Here is a 17,104-nt window from a genome sequence, read left to right as displayed (position 1 = left end):
TCCGCCCCCGCGCACTCGCCGCGAACCCGCCCCGAGCGGAACTGGCAGACTTGAACGCGTGACCGCTCTACCAGCAGACAGCGACCGCCAGCGCATCGGCGAAGGTCCGTTGCGGCCGATCGAGCTTGCGACCGGGGCGGTGCTGGCCGGGGTGACGGTCGGGTTGGTGGTGGTCGGGACGGTGGTTCCGATCGCCGCGGCGCTGAATCTGATCGCGGCCGTGCCGCTGGGGTTGCTCGCGCATCGGTACCGGCTGCGGACGCTGTTCACCGCGACCGTGGCGGCCAGCCTGGTCACCTTCGTCGTCGCCGGGCTGCTACCCGCCTTCACGACGGTGTCCATGGCTACGATCGGCGGCATCGTCGGGATCGTCAAGCGGCGGCGTGGCGGACTTCCGGCGGTGGTGGGGCTGTCCGTGCTGGCCGGGCTGGCGTGGTCGGTGATATCGGTGGGGTTCCTGCTGGTGTTCTCGAGGGCACGGGAACTGCTGTTCCGGACCATCCGCAATACCTCCGAGGGCGTGCAGAAGATCATCGATCGCCAGCCGAAACTGCACGGGGTGAGCCACACCATCGGGACGATCACCGATCTGGTCCTGCACTGGTGGTGGGTCTACATCGCGGCCGGTGTGGCCGTCGGAGTCATCGCGACGGCGGTGTTCTCCTGGTTCGCGCTCGGCTCGGTCCTGGACCGGCTGACCTGGCTGCCCGGCCGCGATCAGCTGGCCGCCCCGCCGGACCCGCGGCCCGTCGATCCGCTGCCGGTCACGCTGCACCGGGCCTCGTTCCGCTATCCGGGGGCGCGCACCGAGGCCCTGCGCGAGATCGATCTCACCATCCGAGTCGGCGAATTCGTGGCGGTGGTCGGGCACAACGGCTCGGGCAAATCCACGCTGACCAGGCTGCTTGCCGGGCGCCCGCCCACGGGCGGCACGGTGGAGCGGCCCGGTTCGGCCGGACTGGGCATGCTCGGCGGCACCGCGCTGGTGCTGCAGCGGCCCGAGAGCCAGACCCTCGGCGTGCAGGTCGCAGACGACGTGGTGTGGGGCCTGCCGCCGGAGCTCGCCGACCGGGTCGACATCGAATCGATGCTGGGCGAGGTCGGGCTCGCCGGCATGGGCAAGACCGAGACCGCGACGCTGTCGGGTGGCCAGCAGCAGCGTCTGGCCGTGGCCGCGGCGCTGGCCCGGCGGCCCGCACTGCTCATCGCCGACGAGGCGACCTCGATGATCGACCCCGACGGCCGCCGGGAACTGGTCGCGCTGCTGTCCGAACTGCCCAGGCGGCACCCGATGGCGGTGGTCCTGGTCACCCATCACGAGGCCGACGCGGCCGCGGCGGACCGGGTGATCCATCTGTCCGGCGGGCGGCAGGTGGACCGGCTGCCCGCCTGGCCGCGGCCGGCACGCGACGAGCGCCGTCGCCCGATGGGCGAGCCGCTGCTGGAGCTGACCGGCGTCCGGCACACCTACAATCGCGGAACCCCCTGGGCCGCAACGGCCCTGCACGGCATCGACCTGACCGTCCGGCACGGCGAGGCGCTGCTGATCGTGGGCGGCAACGGATCCGGCAAGTCGACGCTGGCCTGGATCATGGCCGGACTCGTCGACCCGACCGAGGGCCGTTGCGAGCTGCGCGATTACGCGGGCACGCGGCCTGTCGCCAAGCGGATCGGCGCGGTGGCGCTGGCCTTCCAGCATTCGCGCCTGCAGCTGCAGCGCCAGACCGTCGCCACGGAGATCGAGGACTGGGGCGGTCAGGGCACCGGATCGGCCGCGGTCGGAAAGGCGCTGGACGCGGTCGGATTGGACCGCACGGTGGCCTCTCGCTCGATCGAGGAACTGTCCGGTGGCCAGGCCAAGCGCGTGGTGCTCGCGGCGATCGTGGCGAGCCGCCCGCAGGTGGTGGTGCTCGACGAACCACTGGCCGGGCTGGATCCGGCGGGCCGCGCCGAGGTGGTGGAACTGCTTGCCCGGCTGCGGGATTCGGGGCTGACGCTGATCGTCATCTCGCACGATGTAGAGGACATGGCGGCGTTGTGCGACCGCACCGTGCATCTGGTCGCGGGACGCATCCCGGAAACCGCGACGCACCCCGCCGCCGTGTGCTCCCCGCGGCCCTCCGCCCCCACCCTCGCCCGGCTGGACCTGCACCGGCCCGACGCGACCGGAGGTCACCAATGAGACACCGGACCGCAGAACGGATTTCGCACGGCACGACGGGAGCCGGACAATGACCATGGTGCTGTTGCGCGAGGTGCCGGTCCAGAGTCCGGTGCACCGGCTCTGGGCCGGGACGAAGGTGATCGCGGTCTTCCTGATCAACCTGGTCGTGATGCTGCTGCCGTCCTGGCCGGTGCTCGGCATGGTGGTGGCGTTCCTGATCGTCATCGGCCTGGTCGCGCGACTGCCACTGGGCACACTGCCCCGGCTGCCCTGGCAGTTCTGGGCGCTGCTCGGCATCGGTGCGGTGCTCAACATTCCGGCCGGGGGCGGTGCGGTCCTGCAGTATGCGCTGACGATGACGTTCGCACTGATCATGGTCGTCACCTCGTTCCTGATCGCCTGGACCACACCCATGGGCGAAATCGCGCCCGCCCTGGCGAAATTGGGTGCGCCGCTGCGGGTGCTGCGGGTGCCCGTCGACGAGTGGGCGGTGGTGGTCGCGCTGACGCTGCGCGGGCTGCCGCTGCTGATCGAGGAGATGCGCATCCTGCGGGCCGCACGCCGCCTGCGCCCCAAGGACAGCCTGGTCCAGCGGGCCACGGACAATCCGCTGGTCGACATCCTCACCGCGACGATGGCGGTATCTACCCGCCGCGCAGGGGAACTCGGCGAGGCGATCACCGCGCGCGGTGGCACCGGACAGCTCACCGCCTACCCGAGCAAGCCGGGGCGACGCGATGCGATCGCGCTGACCATCGTCGCCGCGATCTGCGTGGCCGCCATCGTCGTCACGTTCGTGCACTGATTCGCGGTAGCTCGGCGTGGCCACGGCGATCGGCTTTCTCGTCGGCACCGTCCTGGGCGGACTGGTCGGCCTCACCGGCATCATCACCGGCCCCGGCATCATCACCGGCCCCGGCGTCATCGCCACCGTGGCCGCCGGCGCCGCGTTCGGCGGCATCATCGGCGCCCTGGTCGCCGGAGGCCCGACCCTGGTCGTCGCGGGCATCGGACTCATCCAGGCATTTCGGCACCGCCGGGCACCACTATCTGGAATGACAAATAACGCAGCCGAATCCGCGTGGCACCCCGGCTAGGTCGGCAAGGTGTCCGGCGCCGGATGCGGGGAAACGATGCGGCGAGTGTGCGCGTACACCGCGGCGTGCACCCGATCGCGCACACCGAGTTTCGTGAGCAAATTGGAGACATGGCTCTTCACCGTCTGCTCGCCCACGCCGAGGGCTCGAGCGATCTCCGGGTTGGTGTACGCCCGCGCGATCAGCAGCAGCACCTGATGCTCACGGGCGGTCAGTGTTTCGATCTCCGGCGCGGCCGGAAACGGCTCGATTCCGTTGGTCAGTCGCGTGATCAGGCGGCGCGTCTGGTGCGGGTCGATCAGCGCGTTGCCACGGGCGGCGGTGCGGACGGCCTCGATCAGTTCCAGCGCGGGCAGCGATTTGGTGAGAAAGCCGCTCGCGCCGAGACGTAGTGCGCGGTATAGGTTCTCATCGCTGCCGGAGGTGGCCAGGGTCAGGATGCGGGTCGAATGGCCGAGGGTCGCAATCCTGTCGATCGCCGGATCGTCGAGTCCGGGCATGTCCAGATCCAGCAGGACGATATCGGGGCGCAGGCGCCGGATTTCCCCCGCTGCCGCCGCCCCGTCGCCGATCTCGGCGACACAGCGCATGTCCGGCTGGCCGTTGATCACCGCGTGCAGCCCGGTGCGGAACAGTATGTGCTCGCCGGCCAGCAGTATCGAGATCGCTGGATGCTGGGCGGCACCGACGTCGAGTTCGGCGGCTTCATTCGATGCCGAGATCGGCGATTCGGCGACCGCGCTGCCCGTGGTCAGCATCATGGCGGTGATCGCGAGCACGAGCGACGACACCAGCCGCAGGAGGGGGCGCGTCGATGACGTCGTGGTCATGTTCTCCGATCGTAGCGGGCCGGCGTTTGCGCCGAAGCGAAGCCGGGAAGGCCTGTCAGCGAAGGAATCCGGTGTAGTTCTTGGTCATCACCCGACTCTCCAGCTGTTTCAGGGTGTCCAGGCCGACGGTCACCAGGATCAGTACCGAGGTGCCGCCGAACGCGAGACCCCGCGCCGCCCCGGCGGCGCCGAGCGGAACCAGCTTGGGCAGCACGGCAACGCAACCGAGATAGATCGAGCCCGGCAGCGTGATCCGGCTCAGCACGTGGCTCAGGTGGTCTGCGGTCGCCGGGCCGGGACGGTATCCCGGAAGGAAGCCGCCGAACTTCTTCATCTCCTCGGCTCGCTCGTGCGGATCGAAGGTGATCGCGACGTAGAAGTAGGCGAAGAACAGAATCAGCGCGAAATACGCCGCGACGTACAGCGGACTGTCCGGATTCGACAGATATTCCTGAATCAGCTTCTGCCACTCGGGCGGATGGCTCGAGCCCTGGAACGACTTCGCGATCAGTCCCGGCACGTAGAGCACCGAGGAGGCGGAGACGACCGGGATGACGCCCGCCTGGTTCACCTTCAACGGTAGATACGTCGACGAACCTCCGTACATCCGGCGGCCGACCATGCGCTTGGCGTACTGCACCGGAATTCGGCGCTGGCCCTGCTCGACGAAGATCACCGCGACCATCGTCAGGAATACCGCGACGCAGGCCCCGGCGAAGACGATCCCGCCCCGAGCGTCCAGGATCGCCCTGCCCTGGCTCGGGAGTTGCGCCGCGATGCCGGCGAAGATCAGCAGCGACATGCCGTTGCCGATGCCGCGCTCGCTGATCAGTTCACCGAACCACATCACCAGCGCCGCCCCCGCGGTCATCACCAGCACGATGCTCATCATCCCCGGCAGCGAAGAATCGGCCAGCACATGCGTGCGGCAGCCGCGCAACAGCAGCCCGCGCGCGGCGAGCGCCACCACGGTCGAGGCCTGCAGCACCGCCAGCGCGATCGCCAGGTAGCGGGTGTACTGCGCGATCCTGGCTTGGCCGGACTCGCCCTCGCGGCGCAACGCCTCGAACCGCGGGATCACGACGGTCAGCAGCTGAGTGATGATGCTCGCGGTGATGTACGGCCCGACGCCGATCGCGAAGACCGACAGCTGCAGCAGTGCGCCGCCGGACACGAGACTGATGAGCTGATAGATGCCGCCGGCACTACCGCCGGAGGCGGCGCCGATGCAGTCGCGCACCGCCGCGTAGTCCACACCCGGCGATGGCAGTGTCGCGCCGAGACGAAACAGCGCGAGCAGGCTCAGCGTAAATAGAATCCTGCGCCGGACATCCGGCGTCCGGAGCCCGGTCGCGAGTGCGGACAGCACCGATCCTCCCGTCGAATATGATTGCAGTACAGGAGAATTCACCTACCGACAACGGGAAGATGAACCTGTCGAACGCATTCGACGGTACGGAAATCCATACCCGTCCACGTCGGCCGGAAGTCGCAATTCCGCTTCCCCCGATCGGGGGAAGTCGGGGCGAATCGACACGGCCGTCATCGACGGGTGCGCACATGACAAACGGCCCGAGATGGTCTCGGGCCGTTGATCTTCGGTCTATCGGTTCGACCGCGAAGGGCCGGATCCGGGCGGGGCTATTGGTAGCTGCGGGCCCAGCCGTTGACCTGGTTGACGTAATCCATGGAGTGGTTGTACCGCAGGATCGCTCGGGTGCGCTGCGCCGGGTCCTGCATGTTGAGACCGCCGGAGCAGAGGTAGTTTCCGGCGGTGTAGGCCGCGTCGAACAGATTCTGCGGGTTGCTGCCCGGGCGGGCGTAGTGTGCCCACGTCGCGGGCATGAACTGCATGGGGCCCTCGGCACGGAGATACTTGCCGCTGGCGGCGCGGTCGATCTCGTTGCCGGGCAGCGTACCGTCCAGGGCCGGACCGTAGATCGCGCGCCGGGTAGTGCCGAACATGTCGACGTTCCCGTTGTTGGCGTGATGCGACTCGACCCGTCCGATGCCGGCGAGCAACTGCCAGGGCATGTGGCACTGCGGTTGGTCCATGGAGAGTTCGAACGCGGCGACCTTGTATGCGGTGGCGGCGATCCCCGGAATGTTCGTGTTGCTCGACCCGCTCGACGACCCGGAATCGGCGGAGCCGGAACTCGATCCGGAATCGGCGGAACCCGAGCTCGATCCGGTGGGTAACGCCACCATGCGAACCTCGGGCGCGGTCGTCGCGGCCGAAGCCTGTGTGGCAAGGGCGGTTACGGACACCACCCCGGGAACCAGTCCGGACAATGCGATCACTGACTTACGCCGGATCGTTGACTCCGACTTCATCCGGTGACGTCCCACTCGGTGCTACCTCCGTGACATGCGCACGCCTCATACGAGCGGATGCCACTGTACCGACAACGGCCGCGCAATGTGCATCAAACCCTGAGTCGAGGTCGTACCGCGGTACCACTACGCGCCCCGGAATTCCTTCCGCGGTACCACGAATCGCCTCGCCCGCGCTCCTACCGTCGGATGCAGAGGCGAGCCCGGATCGGCCGGACCGCGTGACCGCAGGGACGAGTGATGATCGAGGCACATCGGCTGACCAAGCGATATGGGGACAAGACCGCGGTCGACGGGCTGGACTTCACCGTCCGGCCAGGAATCGTGACCGGATTCCTCGGGCCGAACGGGGCGGGGAAATCGACCACGATGCGGATGATCGTGGGCCTGGACGCGCCGAGCGACGGCTCGGTCACGGTGAACGGCCGCCGGTACGCAGAGCATGCCGCACCGCTGCAGGAGGTCGGCGCGCTGCTGGAGGCCCGGTCGATCCACCCCGGCCGGTCGGCCTTCAATCATCTACTGGCACAGGCACAGACGCACGGGATCCCGCGCCGCCGCGTGGACGAGGTGATCGAGCTGACCGGCCTGAGCGCGGTGGCGGGTAAACGGGCCGGAGGCTTCTCGCTGGGCATGGGACAGCGGCTCGGCATCGCCGCCGCGCTGCTCGGCGATCCGGCCACCGTCATGCTCGACGAGCCGGTGAACGGCCTGGATCCCGAGGGCGTGCTGTGGATCCGCAACCTGCTCACCGCGCTGGCCGCCGAGGGCCGCACGGTCTTCGTCTCCTCGCATCTGATGAGCGAAATGGCGTTGGTCGCAGAGCATCTCATCATCGTCGGCCGCGGCCGGCTGCTGGCCGACACCACCGTGGCCGACCTGGTCCGCGAGGCCGGTGGCAATGCTGTCACCGTCGCCAGCGCGGATCCGGTGCGGCTGCGGGAGGTGCTGGCCGGGCCCGGCGTGGAGATCACCGGACGCTCCGGTTCGGAGACCCTGCAGGTGAGCGGGTTGTCCGCGCGCGCAATCGGATCCACGGCCGCAGCGCACGGCATCGCACTCTACGAACTGACCGCACGGACCGTCTCGCTCGAGCAGGCCTTCATGGACCTGACCCGGGATTCGGTCGAGTACCACGGCAACACCGGAATCGACACCCTCGGGAGGGCGGCATGACCACCACTATCGCGACACCATCCACACCCGCCCCGGCGCGGTCCACCCGGCCCGTCTACCGGGTGACCGGACCGCGCGTACTGCGCTCGGAGTGGACGAAAATGTGGTCGCTGCGCTCGACCTGGATCACGCTCGGCCTCGGGCTGGTGTTCCTGGTGGGCTTCGGCGTCATCGCGGCGATCCAATACAAGTCGAAGGTGCACTCCGGGCAGAGCCTGGACACGCAGTGGATCGGATCCACCGTGCTGAGCCTGTCGCTGTTCGGCATCAACTTCGCCGAACTCGCGCTGGGGGTGCTCGGGGTGCTGATCGTGGCGGGCGAGTATTCGACCGGCATGATCCGCTCCACGCTGGCCGCGGTCCCGCGCCGGCTGCCCGTGCTGTGGTCCAAGGCGGCCGTCTACGGCGTGGTCGCACTGGTCGCCGGCACGGCCGGCGCCTTCGCCACCTACCTGATCGACCACTACATCCTCGCCGGAACCCCTGCGGCGCAGTCCATTACGGAGTCGGGGGTGCTGCGCAGCCTCTTCGGAGCGGGGCTGTACCTGGCGCTGGTCGGCGTCATCGGCGCCGCCCTGGGCGTGCTGATGCGGTCGGTGGCGGGCAGCGTCGCGGTGCTGATCGGCGCGCTGCTGCTGGTTCCCACCCTGGTCTCGCTGCTGCCGCACAGCTGGCAGAACCACGTCTCCGAATTCCTGCCCAGCAATGCCGGACAGGCGATGTTCGCCCTGCACCACGACACGAACGCGCTGTCTCCGATGGCCGGACTGTTCGTCTTCCTCGGCTGGACGGCGCTGGCGCTGGGCGGGGCGGCCTACCGCCTGGCACGCACGGACGCCTGAGCCTGCTTGTACCGACGCATGAGGCGACACTCGCATTCGCGGCACCGGGCCTTGCCCGATGCCGCGAATGACGGTGTCGGTTTGTTACCGGCGCGGCCTGCGGGTGGGTGGCCGGGCGCCGACGGCGCGGGCAGTTTCTACTACGCACAGTTCTCCTAGACGATGGACGGGTGACACCGATGGGCACCGACGCCGAGGCCGGGCTTGCCGCCTGGCCGATCCCGGGATTCGCCGCGCCGGTCATCGCGCGGCTCGCCCGGCTGCGGCTGCGGCTGGGGCGGTTGGACCGGGCGCACCCGTGGATTTTCGACGCCGCGTTCACCGCGGTGGTCTTCCTGATCTTCGGCGGGCCGGATTTCGGAGGGCCCGCGCACTCCGGCGGACCGCACGACCCGCAGATCGTGCTGACCCAGCTGTCCGCACCCGGCACCCTCGCGCTGCAGGCCGGACTGCTGCTGCCGCTGCTGTGGCGGCGTCGCGCGCCGTCGGCGGCCTTCGGGGTGATCGCGGCGGTATTCCTGCTGCAGTGGTCGCTGGGTGCGGGCCTGCGCGCGGATGTCGCGCTGCTGATCGCGCTGTACAGCGTGGCCCTGCGGGCCCGCCCGGCTCACCTGCCGTGGGTGTGTGCCGTGGCCGCCGCGGTGCTGGTGCCGGTCGCACTCCGGGTCGCGACCGGCGCCGTGCTCCGGTTGGAGGTGCTGTTCTTCCTGCTCAGCACCGTGACCGCGGCCGTCGCCCTGGGGTTGACGGTGCGGTCGCGCCGGGCGCAGCTCGCCGCCCTGCGCGAGCGCGCGGCCCGCCTGGAAATCGAGCGCGACCAGCGCAGCCGGCTGGCCGCCGCCACCGAACGCACCCGGGTGGCCCGGGAAATGCACGACATCATCGGCCACAACCTGTCGGTCATCATCACCGTGGCGGACGGTGGGGCGTATGCCGCGCAGTCCGATCCCGCGCGGGGCCGGGAGGCGCTGCTACTGATCGGTGACGCCGGACGGCAGGCGCTGGGCGAACTGCGACGCATGCTCGGGGTCCTGCGCGAACGCGGCCCCGAGCAGGACAGCGCGCCCGAACTGGAGCCGCAGCCCGGCATCGCCGACCTCGAGGCGCTGTACGCCCGGGTGCGGGCGGCGGGGACGGAGGTCGTCTACCACAGCATCGGCGAGCTGGACGGGCTCGATCGCGGCGTGCAGCTGATGGCCTACCGCATCGTGCAGGAGGCGCTGACGAACACCCTCAAGCACGTCGGCCCCGGCAGCCGGGCCGACGTCACGGTTGGCACGGACGGCGACCGGCTGCGCATTCGCGTCCACGACACCGGGCCGCGCGACGGCCGCACCCGGCCCGGCTCCCCCGGGGAGGGCCACGGACTCGCCGGGATGCGCGAGCGCGCCGCGCTGTACGACGGGACCGTGACCGCGGGCCCCGCGGCCGGCGGCGGCTGGACCGTGGAGGCCGTCCTGGACCTCGACCCACACCCGAATTCCGCAGGGGGACAACAGTGATCACCGTCCTGATCGTCGACGACCAGCCGCTGCAGCGGTACGGCCTGCGCATGCTGCTCGACGCCGCGTCCGAGACCGAGGTGGTCGGCGAGGCCGCCAACGGCTCCGAGGCCGTGCGCGCCGCCGCCGAGTTCCGGCCCGACGTCGTGCTGATGGACATCCGCATGCCCGGCATGGACGGCATCGAGGCCACCCGGCGCATCGTCGCCGCCGGGGGGCGCTCCCGCATCCTCGTCATGACCACCTTCGACCTCGACGAATACGCGCACGCCGCGCTGCGCGCCGGGGCCAGCGGGTTCCTGCTCAAGGATGCGCATCCCGAGGAACTCCTGGCCGGGATCCGCGCGGTCGCGGGCGGTGACGCGGTCATCGCCCCCAGGCTCACCCGGCGCCTGCTCGACGCCTATGCCCAGCACCTGCCCGCGGAACCGGCCGCACCGCCGGGCGGCAACGATCCGCGCTGGCTGGCACTCACCGATCGGGAACGGGAAATCCTGGTCGCCATCGGCCAGGGCTGGACGAACGGCGAGATCGCCGAGCGCCTGGTGCTTTCCGAATCCACCGTCAAGACCCACGTCGGCCGCGTCCTGGCCAAGGTCGGGGCTCGCGACCGCATCCAGGCGGTGATCCTGGCCTACGACCTGGGGCTGACCCGGCCCAATTCGCCGAGCTGATGGGTGGCTGCCGCGCGTTCGCGGCGGCCCGCGCTGCACGACGCTCCGCCCGGCTTGTCCTACCGGGAGGCAGTTCTTCATTACTGTTGAAGGCATGCCGGATGCCGCGTGTCCCGCCGAGTTGGTCATCGGCCATGCCACACAGGATGATTGGGCGACGGTCGTCGCGTGGGCCGCGGACGAGGGGTGGAATCCGGGGCTGGGAGACGTCTCGGCATTCTTCGCCCAGGACCCCGACGGGTTCTTCCTCGGGCGTGTGGACGGGGAGCCCGCCACCGCCGTATCGGTGGTCAACTACGGGCCCGAATTCGCCTTCCTGGGTTTCTATCTCGTGCGTCCGGACCTGCGCGGTCGCGGCCTGGGACTGGCCACCTGGCGGGCGGGACTCGAGCATGCCGGTACCCGGGTCGTGGGACTCGACGGTGTCGTCGCCCAGCAGCACAACTACCGGCGCAGCGGCTTCGAACTCGCTTACCGCACCGCACGTTTCGCGGGCGTGCCGCGGCTGGCGCCGCCGGACGGCACCGTGCGCCCCCTGAGTCCCGCCGATATCCCGACCGTGCGGACCTACGACTCCTCGTGCATCCCTGCCGACCGTCCCGCCCTGCTCGGCGCCTGGCTGTCGGATCCGGCGCATCGCACCGTCGTCCGCGTTGTCGACGGCGTGCTCACCGGATTCGGAACCATCCGTCCCGCAAGGGATTCCCCGCGCATCGGCCCGCTGTTCGCCGACACCGCCGCGGACGCGCGCGAGCTGTTGTCCGCGCTGGCGGACGGGGCCGAGGTGGCCATCGACGTGCCGTTGTGCAACGAACCCGCCGTCGCCCTGGCGCAGGAGGCGGGCCTGCAACCCAGTTTCGAAACCGCGCGCATGTACACCGGGCCGGTTCGAAACCACTATCAGGAAAAAGTTTTCGGTGTAACCACGCTCGAACTGGGCTGACGCGCCACGCTCGCCGGCGCCACCACCGCCGGCCCGGAATTGATCTGCCCGTGCTCGAGAGCCGGACTACCGAATCACGCACCCCGGCGGGACGGGCACACCCGCGAAGCGGTCCGACAGGTAGTTCATCCCGCCCAGGGCCTCGCCGATCGCCGCGCCGTTATGCGTCGGGAACGGCGAGTGGATGGCCGTCAGGGTCGTGCCCCCCGCACAGTAACGCTGTACCACTGCGTCGAAGCCCGCCACGGGTATCATGTCGTCGGAGATGCTGTGGTACATGTACAGCGGGGTGTCCGGGGCCGTGCCGCCCAGTTCGTTCGTTGCCGCCGCGCCGCGAAAGGCGCTGCTGTCCAGGATGTTCGGGATCGTGGAGTAGTCGTCGACGTGGGCGTTGAAGTATGCGGGCATAAGATCCGAACCGCAGGCGGTTTCATTGGTCGCCAGGAGTTCCCAGCCGCGGGCGTTGAGCAGGCCGGGCAGGCCCGACTCGGGCTGGTTGCGCGTGAGGGCCAGCAGAATCAGCACGGCGAGCCCGGACTGCGGCCCGCCGTCCGCCCGCCGCGCGATCGCCGGGATATCGGCGGGCACGCCGCCGGTGCTGATGCCCGCGAACCGGACGTCCGGCGCGTAACTCGGGCGCAGCTCAGCCGCCCACAGCGTCGCGAAGGACCCGCCCGAATATCCCCATGCCCCAATGGGACTCGAGTCATCGACTCCGTTCGGGGCGAACGATCGGGCCGCGCGTACACCGTCCAGCACCGCACGACCCGCACTGACACCGTCCAAGAATCGCGACTGCGGGCCCTCGTAGTCGCTGGCCACCACGGCCCAGCCGCGCAGCAGCGCCGCGGTCATGAAGGGCACGTCCAGCAGCGTGTTGATCACGCCCGGATCCCACCCGCCGGACAGCGCGAACGACGGCGCGCAGCGGGTGCCGATGCTGTCCTCGGGCACCTGGTAGCTCAGCAGCGGTCGCGGGCCGTCCGGCCAGGGTGTCGGCGGCACCAGCACCGTGGCCACATCCAGGATCGGATGTCCGCCCGAATCGTTTGTGCGATACCGTAATTGCCATCCCGACACCGGCAGGGGCAGCCCGAACACAGCGATCGGGCGGGTGCCGAGCACCGCGCCGTTCGGTTGGCTGTCCAGGTCCGCGGGCGCGGTATAGAACGAATCGTCGTCGGGGAAGGGCACCTCGGCGTGCCCGGGCGATATCGACATCACCGAGGCCAGCATTACGGCGGCGGCCACGACGAGTAGCGCCGCCCAGAACGGGCGCGGCGCAGCCTTTTCCGCGAAATACCCGAAATCCATCGAGCCCTCCTGCGTCGCCGCGCGGCTACCGTAGGCACCGATCCGCGCCGGCACCACACCCTTCGGGGACATCACCGTATCTCCCAGAAATGCCCAGGTCAACGACCATTCAAGCGTGTATCGGCAATGTTTCGGGCGTGTCGGGCCGTACCAGGGGACGTGTCGGAAACTCGAGGACGGCGAGTCGGCGGCGATCACCGGGCCGTCGGGCGGGTGAAAATCGCCGGTAGTGTGGGGCGAGACCGCTGCCGACCGAGGGGCCGGCGCACGGGCAGCAGACTACCGCGGAAACCGAACACACGCCGGCGGCCCGGGAGTGGCGCTCACTATGAACACAGGGAGGGCACAATGCGAGAAGGCAATGGGCTTCAGATACCGGGCGGACTGGCCGAGGTCTGCACGCCGGGGCGGATGGCCGTCATCGTCTACGACATGCAGGTGGGAGTGCTGTCGCAGCTCGAGGACAGCGCGGCGATCATCGAGCGCGTCGCGCGGGTGGTGCGGGCCGCGCGCCGCGGCGGATATCCGGTCATCTTCCTGCGGCACATGTTCCTGCCCCCGCGGCTGAGCGGCCTGTTCGCGATGCGCATGGCGATGGCCTGGCAGGGCGTCGACTCGGTCGACGAGCTGAAGCCGATCCTGCTGCGCGACACTCCTGGCTTCGAGCTGGTGCCGGAGCTGCGGCCCGGTCCGGACGAGATCGTCTTCGACAAGACGACCATGTCCGCCTTCGAGGGCACCCCGCTGGCGGCGACGCTGCGCGATCTGGGCATCGTCTCCTACGCCATCGCCGGGGTGGCGCTGGAGATCGGCGTCGCGCCCACCGTCTCGCATTCCACTGACCTCGGATTCGTGCCTGTCGTCATCGGCGACGCCTGCGGCGGGCGCGACAAGGCGGCCATGGACCGCGCGCTGGACGATTTCGCCTTCCAGGGGAACGCGATCGTCACCGATGTCGACACGATCGAGCCCCTACTGGCCGGGGACGCCTGAGCGGAGATGGTTCATCGTGGCCCTGCGTCGCTACGCGGCGCTCCCGGATTTCCCTAGCGGGAAATATTCCAACGGTGTGTACGTCCGGCCGCGTTCGGTCTGCTCGCTGTTCAGCAAGACGATTCTGCCGACCGTCATCGGCCCTAGGTTCGACTTCGCGGATTCGTTCAGATGCGGTGTCCGAGATTTGATCAAGCGCCCAAGGGTGAAATGGGGTGAAAATGGCCGTCTTTCCGGGGCCAAACCCGCACTCACGGCAACCTGTTCCAATGTCGAGGCGAGCGCGAACAGCTGCGGGCAGGGAGTAGTTTCGCCCACGATCGCATGCGGTCTACGTGGCGTCGGGAATGGCGCGATGCGGTGTACCCCTATGCGGAATGGTTCGATCCCGCCGGTTACGGTGCGCACACCCCCGGATATCCCCGAAATGTCCTCGGCCGCAACGTCGCCCAGGAACCTCAGGGTGAGGTGCAAATTAGCCGAGCGCACCCACCTGACGTGTGCCGCCCACGACTCTCGTTTGAGTTCACCGATCAGATGGGACAGGCCGCGGCGTAGTTCCGGATCGGGTTCGATGGCCAGGAATAATCGCAAAGCTTCCGGCATGGGCCACGTCACCTCGCTTTCCGAATACCGATCATGCTACAACGACGGGTATCTCGTATCACCCCGCTGTTTCCCGGGGAATAGCGTGCGGCAATTGGGGCGCAACCGATCAATCGGTGGACGGTATCCACGCCGGGTGCCAGAGGCGCCCGGATTCGGTCCAGTTCATGTAGCGCACCGTCCCGGTGAGCTTCGGGGTGACCCAGATAGCGTCCTTGCGCTCGTCCGGGGTGAGCTCGTTGTCGAACGGGCTGGTTTTGCGGCGCAGCCGGTACATCCGGGTCGACAGCTCCGCCATCTCCTGCTCGCTGAATCCGGTGCCGACCCGGCCCACATAGTACAGCCGGTCCTCGTGATGCACCCCGACCAGCAGCGACGCGAACTGCCGGGCATCGCTGCGCCGCCAGCCGCCGATCACCACCTGCTGGGTGCGCCAGTTCCGGGTCTTGACCCAGGACTGCCCGCGCCGCCCCGGCTGGTAGATCGAATCCAGGCGCTTGGCGACCACGCCCTCCATGCCGTGCCGCTGGCTGTACTGCAGCGCCTCCGCGCCGGAACCGTCGAGCCGGGGCGGCACCACCAGCGCGGCCGAGCGGCCCGCCAGCGCCTCCAGCACCCGGCGGCGGTCCGAATAACGTTTGCGGACAAGCGATGTGCCGTCGAGATACAGCACGTCGAAGGCGACGAAGACCGCGCGCGCCGCATCCGCCTGCAGCAGGCCGAGATTCGCGACGCCGTGATCGTCGAAGACCACCGCCTCGCCGTCGAGCACCGCGCGATGCCCGGCCAGCTCGACAGCCATCGCGGCGACGCGCGGATAACGGCCGGTGACAACGTTTCCGGCGCGGCTGCGCAAAGTCACCGCGCCGCCATCGATTTCGGCGATCAGCCGGAAGCCGTCCCATTTCGTCTCGAACGCCCACTCCCCCGCATCGAGAGTCGTCACATCCCCCGGGGTGGCCAGCATCGGGGTCAGGCCCCGCGGGAACTCCACCGGCCCCCGCTTGCCGTCCGGAATCGGTTGCGGCGCCGCCGGTTCCGGCTTCATCAGATGCATCAGCCACTGGTTGCCGTTGGTCTGGATCAGGGCGTAGCGGCCGTCGAGCCGGGTGCCCCGCAGCCGCACGATCACCTCGTCGTCGCGCCATTTCTCGGTCTCGTAGGTGCCCGTATCCCAGATGGTCATCTCCCCGGCGCCGTACTCGCCCTTGGGGATGGCGCCGTGGAAGTCCAGGTATTCCAACGGGTGATCCTCGGTGTGCACGGCCAGCCGGTTCTCGCTCGTGGAGGTCGGCGGCCCCTTCGGCACGGCCCAGGAGACCAGCACGCCGTCGCGCTCGAGCCGCAGATCCCAGTGCGTGCGACGGGCGTGATGCTCCTGGACAACGAACCTGTCGCCCGGGCCCGGCTCCGGGGCCTGCGCCGGAACCGGTTCGGGGGTGCGCGCGGGATCGCGCATCGAACGGTAGGTGCTCAACGCGTCGGCGCCCCCACCGCGAGGCGGCACCTGCACGTCGAGGCCCGCGAGCGCATCGCCGTGCTCCCGCCAGCGGACCAGCGCCTCGTCGAAGGTCAAGTGCCGCAGATGTTTACGATCCTCGATTTCCTCCCAGCGGCGCGGCGCGGCCACCGTGGGCTGGGTGCGCCCGCGCAGCGAATACGGCGCGATGGTGGTCTTGGACGGATTGTTCTGGCTCCAGTCCAGGAAGACCTTTCCGGGCCGGGCGCGCTTGGCCATGGTGGCCGTGACTAGATCCGGGTGCAGTCGCTCCAACCCGGTGGCCACCTGTTTGGCGATCGTGGACGCGCCGGACGCGCTGACCGTGCGATCCAGCGGAACGTAGACGTGAATCCCCTTGCTGCCGCTGGTCACCGGGTAGGCCTCCAGCCCGGCGTCGCGCACCGTATCGCGAATCCACACCGCCACCAGCGCACATTCGGCCAGCCCCGCGCCCGGCCCGGGATCCAGATCGAACACGAGGCGGGTGATCGGACCGCGCTCACCGCCTTGGAAGATCCATTGCGGCACATGGATTTCCAGTGCCGCCTGCTGCCCGAGCCAGGCCATGCCCGCGACCGAATCGATCAGCGGATAGACCACCTCGCGGCCCGAATGCCGCTGCGCGGCTCGGTCCAGCCATTTCGGCGCGTGGGCGGCCAGATTCTTCTCGAAGAACGAGGGCTCCTCCACGCCGTTGGGCCAGCGTTTGCGAGTGACCGGACGACCGGCGATATGCGGGAGCAGCGCGGGCGCTATCGCGGTGAAGTAGGCGACAACCTCCCCCTTGGTGGTGCCGGTGGCCGGATACAGCACCTTGTCGAGGTTGCTCAATTCAACCTCGATACCCCCGAAATCCCGGCGGGCCACCATATCCGAAGTCTAGAGCCAAGGACCGACAAATCCGGCGCGGCGCACGCCACACCAGAGCGTTCACCTTCCTCGGGTGACCAGCAGCGACAAGCCCGCGACCGGCCTCCGACACATCGCGCCACCACAATCGGCGGGCGAGCGGGTGCCGGCGCCGTCACAGACGGGCGAGCGTCGCCCGCGACCACACCCCTCGGCGACGATCCTCCTTGCCACAACCGACGACGGAACGAGCATCTCGCACCATCACAGCCGGCGAGT

General features: G+C 69.3%; 16 protein-coding genes. 10 read left to right on the top strand and 6 right to left on the bottom strand.

From position 1 onward, the window contains the following. The first annotated feature begins 58 nt into the window (after window positions 1-58). The 3 genes from KO481_RS07230 to KO481_RS07220 are packed head-to-tail and all read left to right on the top strand — an operon-like array spanning window position 59 to window position 3,261. A complete protein-coding gene (locus KO481_RS07230; RefSeq protein WP_215916209.1) occupies window positions 59-2,182 on the top strand; it encodes an ABC transporter ATP-binding protein in 2,124 nt (707 codons plus the stop codon). Between the two features lie 49 nt (window positions 2,183-2,231). Next, on the top strand, window positions 2,232-2,969 hold the full coding sequence (locus tag KO481_RS07225) for an energy-coupling factor transporter transmembrane component T family protein (RefSeq protein WP_215916208.1): 738 nt from the start codon (window positions 2,232-2,234) through the stop codon (window positions 2,967-2,969). A gap of 16 nt (window positions 2,970-2,985) precedes the next feature. Next, window positions 2,986-3,261, top strand: coding sequence for a hypothetical protein (locus tag KO481_RS07220; RefSeq protein WP_215916207.1), 276 nt, complete (start codon window positions 2,986-2,988; stop codon window positions 3,259-3,261). Here KO481_RS07220 and KO481_RS07215 read toward each other — a convergent pair. The 3 genes from KO481_RS07215 to KO481_RS42825 all read right to left on the bottom strand — a co-directional run bounded on the left by KO481_RS07215 (window position 3,258) and on the right by KO481_RS42825 (window position 6,146). After that, window positions 3,258-4,091: a LuxR C-terminal-related transcriptional regulator gene (locus tag KO481_RS07215; protein WP_245400538.1), complete on the bottom strand. Its 834-nt coding sequence runs from the start codon at window positions 4,089-4,091 to the stop codon at window positions 3,258-3,260. The two genes, KO481_RS07220 and KO481_RS07215, sit on opposite strands and share 4 nt — an antisense overlap. A 55-nt stretch (window positions 4,092-4,146) precedes the next feature. Then, window positions 4,147-5,460, bottom strand: coding sequence for a preprotein translocase subunit SecY (secY, locus tag KO481_RS07210; RefSeq protein WP_215916206.1), 1,314 nt, complete (start codon window positions 5,458-5,460; stop codon window positions 4,147-4,149). 272 nt (window positions 5,461-5,732) lie between these two features. Then, on the bottom strand, window positions 5,733-6,146 hold the full coding sequence (locus KO481_RS42825) for a lytic transglycosylase domain-containing protein (RefSeq protein WP_245400537.1): 414 nt from the start codon (window positions 6,144-6,146) through the stop codon (window positions 5,733-5,735). Here KO481_RS42825 and KO481_RS42820 point away from each other — a divergent pair. The 6 genes from KO481_RS42820 (at window position 6,145) to KO481_RS07180 (ending at window position 11,562) form a co-directional block, all read left to right on the top strand. After that, complete coding sequence (locus KO481_RS42820; protein WP_245400536.1) at window positions 6,145-6,432, top strand: hypothetical protein; 288 nt, start codon at window positions 6,145-6,147, stop codon at window positions 6,430-6,432. The two genes, KO481_RS42825 and KO481_RS42820, sit on opposite strands and share 2 nt — an antisense overlap. 233 nt (window positions 6,433-6,665) lie before the next feature. Then, window positions 6,666-7,601 (top strand): ABC transporter ATP-binding protein, encoded by a 936-nt coding sequence (locus KO481_RS07200; protein ID WP_215916205.1) that lies wholly within the window; start codon window positions 6,666-6,668, stop codon window positions 7,599-7,601. After that, complete coding sequence (locus tag KO481_RS07195; protein ID WP_215916204.1) at window positions 7,598-8,443, top strand: ABC-2 transporter permease family protein; 846 nt, start codon at window positions 7,598-7,600, stop codon at window positions 8,441-8,443. The genes KO481_RS07200 and KO481_RS07195 overlap by 4 nt, the downstream gene beginning before the upstream one ends. A gap of 179 nt (window positions 8,444-8,622) precedes the next feature. Continuing rightward, window positions 8,623-9,945, top strand: coding sequence for a sensor histidine kinase (locus tag KO481_RS07190; protein ID WP_245400619.1), 1,323 nt, complete (start codon window positions 8,623-8,625; stop codon window positions 9,943-9,945). Then, window positions 9,942-10,619, top strand: coding sequence for a response regulator (locus KO481_RS07185; protein WP_308166391.1), 678 nt, complete (start codon window positions 9,942-9,944; stop codon window positions 10,617-10,619). The genes KO481_RS07190 and KO481_RS07185 overlap by 4 nt, the downstream gene beginning before the upstream one ends. Window positions 10,620-10,713: 94 nt before the next feature. Then, window positions 10,714-11,562: a GNAT family N-acetyltransferase gene (locus tag KO481_RS07180; RefSeq protein WP_215916202.1), complete on the top strand. Its 849-nt coding sequence runs from the start codon at window positions 10,714-10,716 to the stop codon at window positions 11,560-11,562. Window positions 11,563-11,628: 66 nt separating this feature from the next. Here the strand turns inward: KO481_RS07180 and KO481_RS07175 are convergent, their stop codons facing one another. Then, window positions 11,629-12,948: a lipase family protein gene (locus KO481_RS07175; protein WP_245400618.1), complete on the bottom strand. Its 1,320-nt coding sequence runs from the start codon at window positions 12,946-12,948 to the stop codon at window positions 11,629-11,631. Between the two features lie 276 nt (window positions 12,949-13,224). Here KO481_RS07175 and KO481_RS07170 point away from each other — a divergent pair, with 276 nt between their 5' ends. After that, window positions 13,225-13,869 carry a cysteine hydrolase family protein gene (locus tag KO481_RS07170; RefSeq protein ID WP_215916200.1) on the top strand — a complete coding sequence of 215 codons (645 nt, stop codon included), beginning with the start codon at window positions 13,225-13,227 and terminating at the stop codon, window positions 13,867-13,869. A 30-nt stretch (window positions 13,870-13,899) separates the two neighbouring features. Here KO481_RS07170 and thpR read toward each other — a convergent pair whose 3' ends face one another. Together thpR and KO481_RS07160 are read right to left on the bottom strand one after the other, a co-directional pair. Continuing rightward, on the bottom strand, window positions 13,900-14,475 hold the full coding sequence (gene thpR, locus KO481_RS07165) for an RNA 2',3'-cyclic phosphodiesterase (protein WP_215916199.1): 576 nt from the start codon (window positions 14,473-14,475) through the stop codon (window positions 13,900-13,902). Window positions 14,476-14,584: 109 nt separating this feature from the next. After that, window positions 14,585-16,846: an ATP-dependent DNA ligase gene (locus KO481_RS07160; protein ID WP_215916198.1), complete on the bottom strand. Its 2,262-nt coding sequence runs from the start codon at window positions 16,844-16,846 to the stop codon at window positions 14,585-14,587. Window positions 16,847-17,104: the final 258 nt, after the last annotated feature.

Origin of the sequence: Nocardia albiluteola (assembly GCF_018860155.1) — a bacterium.
Taxonomy (GTDB): domain Bacteria; phylum Actinomycetota; class Actinomycetes; order Mycobacteriales; family Mycobacteriaceae; genus Nocardia; species Nocardia albiluteola.
The sequence above is the reverse complement of the archived record's forward strand: the minus strand, read 5'-3'. Positions and strand labels throughout refer to the sequence as shown.

Excerpts from the sequence above, each read along its gene's own strand:
- KO481_RS07225 (WP_215916208.1), top strand. The coding sequence starts at position 2,232 with ATGACCATGGTGCTGTTGCGCGAGGTGCCGGTCCAGAGTCCGGTGCAC.
- KO481_RS07215 (WP_245400538.1), bottom strand. The coding sequence starts at position 4,091 with ATGACCACGACGTCATCGACGCGCCCCCTCCTGCGGCTGGTGTCGTCG.
- KO481_RS42820 (WP_245400536.1), top strand. The coding sequence starts at position 6,145 with ATGGAGAGTTCGAACGCGGCGACCTTGTATGCGGTGGCGGCGATCCCC.
- KO481_RS42825 (WP_245400537.1), bottom strand. The coding sequence starts at position 6,146 with ATGGACCAACCGCAGTGCCACATGCCCTGGCAGTTGCTCGCCGGCATC.
- KO481_RS07200 (WP_215916205.1), top strand. The coding sequence starts at position 6,666 with ATGATCGAGGCACATCGGCTGACCAAGCGATATGGGGACAAGACCGCG.
- KO481_RS07195 (WP_215916204.1), top strand. The coding sequence starts at position 7,598 with ATGACCACCACTATCGCGACACCATCCACACCCGCCCCGGCGCGGTCC.
- KO481_RS07190 (WP_245400619.1), top strand. The coding sequence starts at position 8,623 with ATGGGCACCGACGCCGAGGCCGGGCTTGCCGCCTGGCCGATCCCGGGA.
- KO481_RS07180 (WP_215916202.1), top strand. The coding sequence starts at position 10,714 with ATGCCGGATGCCGCGTGTCCCGCCGAGTTGGTCATCGGCCATGCCACA.
- KO481_RS07175 (WP_245400618.1), bottom strand. The coding sequence starts at position 12,948 with ATGTCCCCGAAGGGTGTGGTGCCGGCGCGGATCGGTGCCTACGGTAGC.
- KO481_RS07170 (WP_215916200.1), top strand. The coding sequence starts at position 13,225 with ATGCGAGAAGGCAATGGGCTTCAGATACCGGGCGGACTGGCCGAGGTC.
- thpR (WP_215916199.1), bottom strand. The coding sequence starts at position 14,475 with ATGCCGGAAGCTTTGCGATTATTCCTGGCCATCGAACCCGATCCGGAA.
- KO481_RS07160 (WP_215916198.1), bottom strand. The coding sequence starts at position 16,846 with ATGGTGGCCCGCCGGGATTTCGGGGGTATCGAGGTTGAATTGAGCAAC.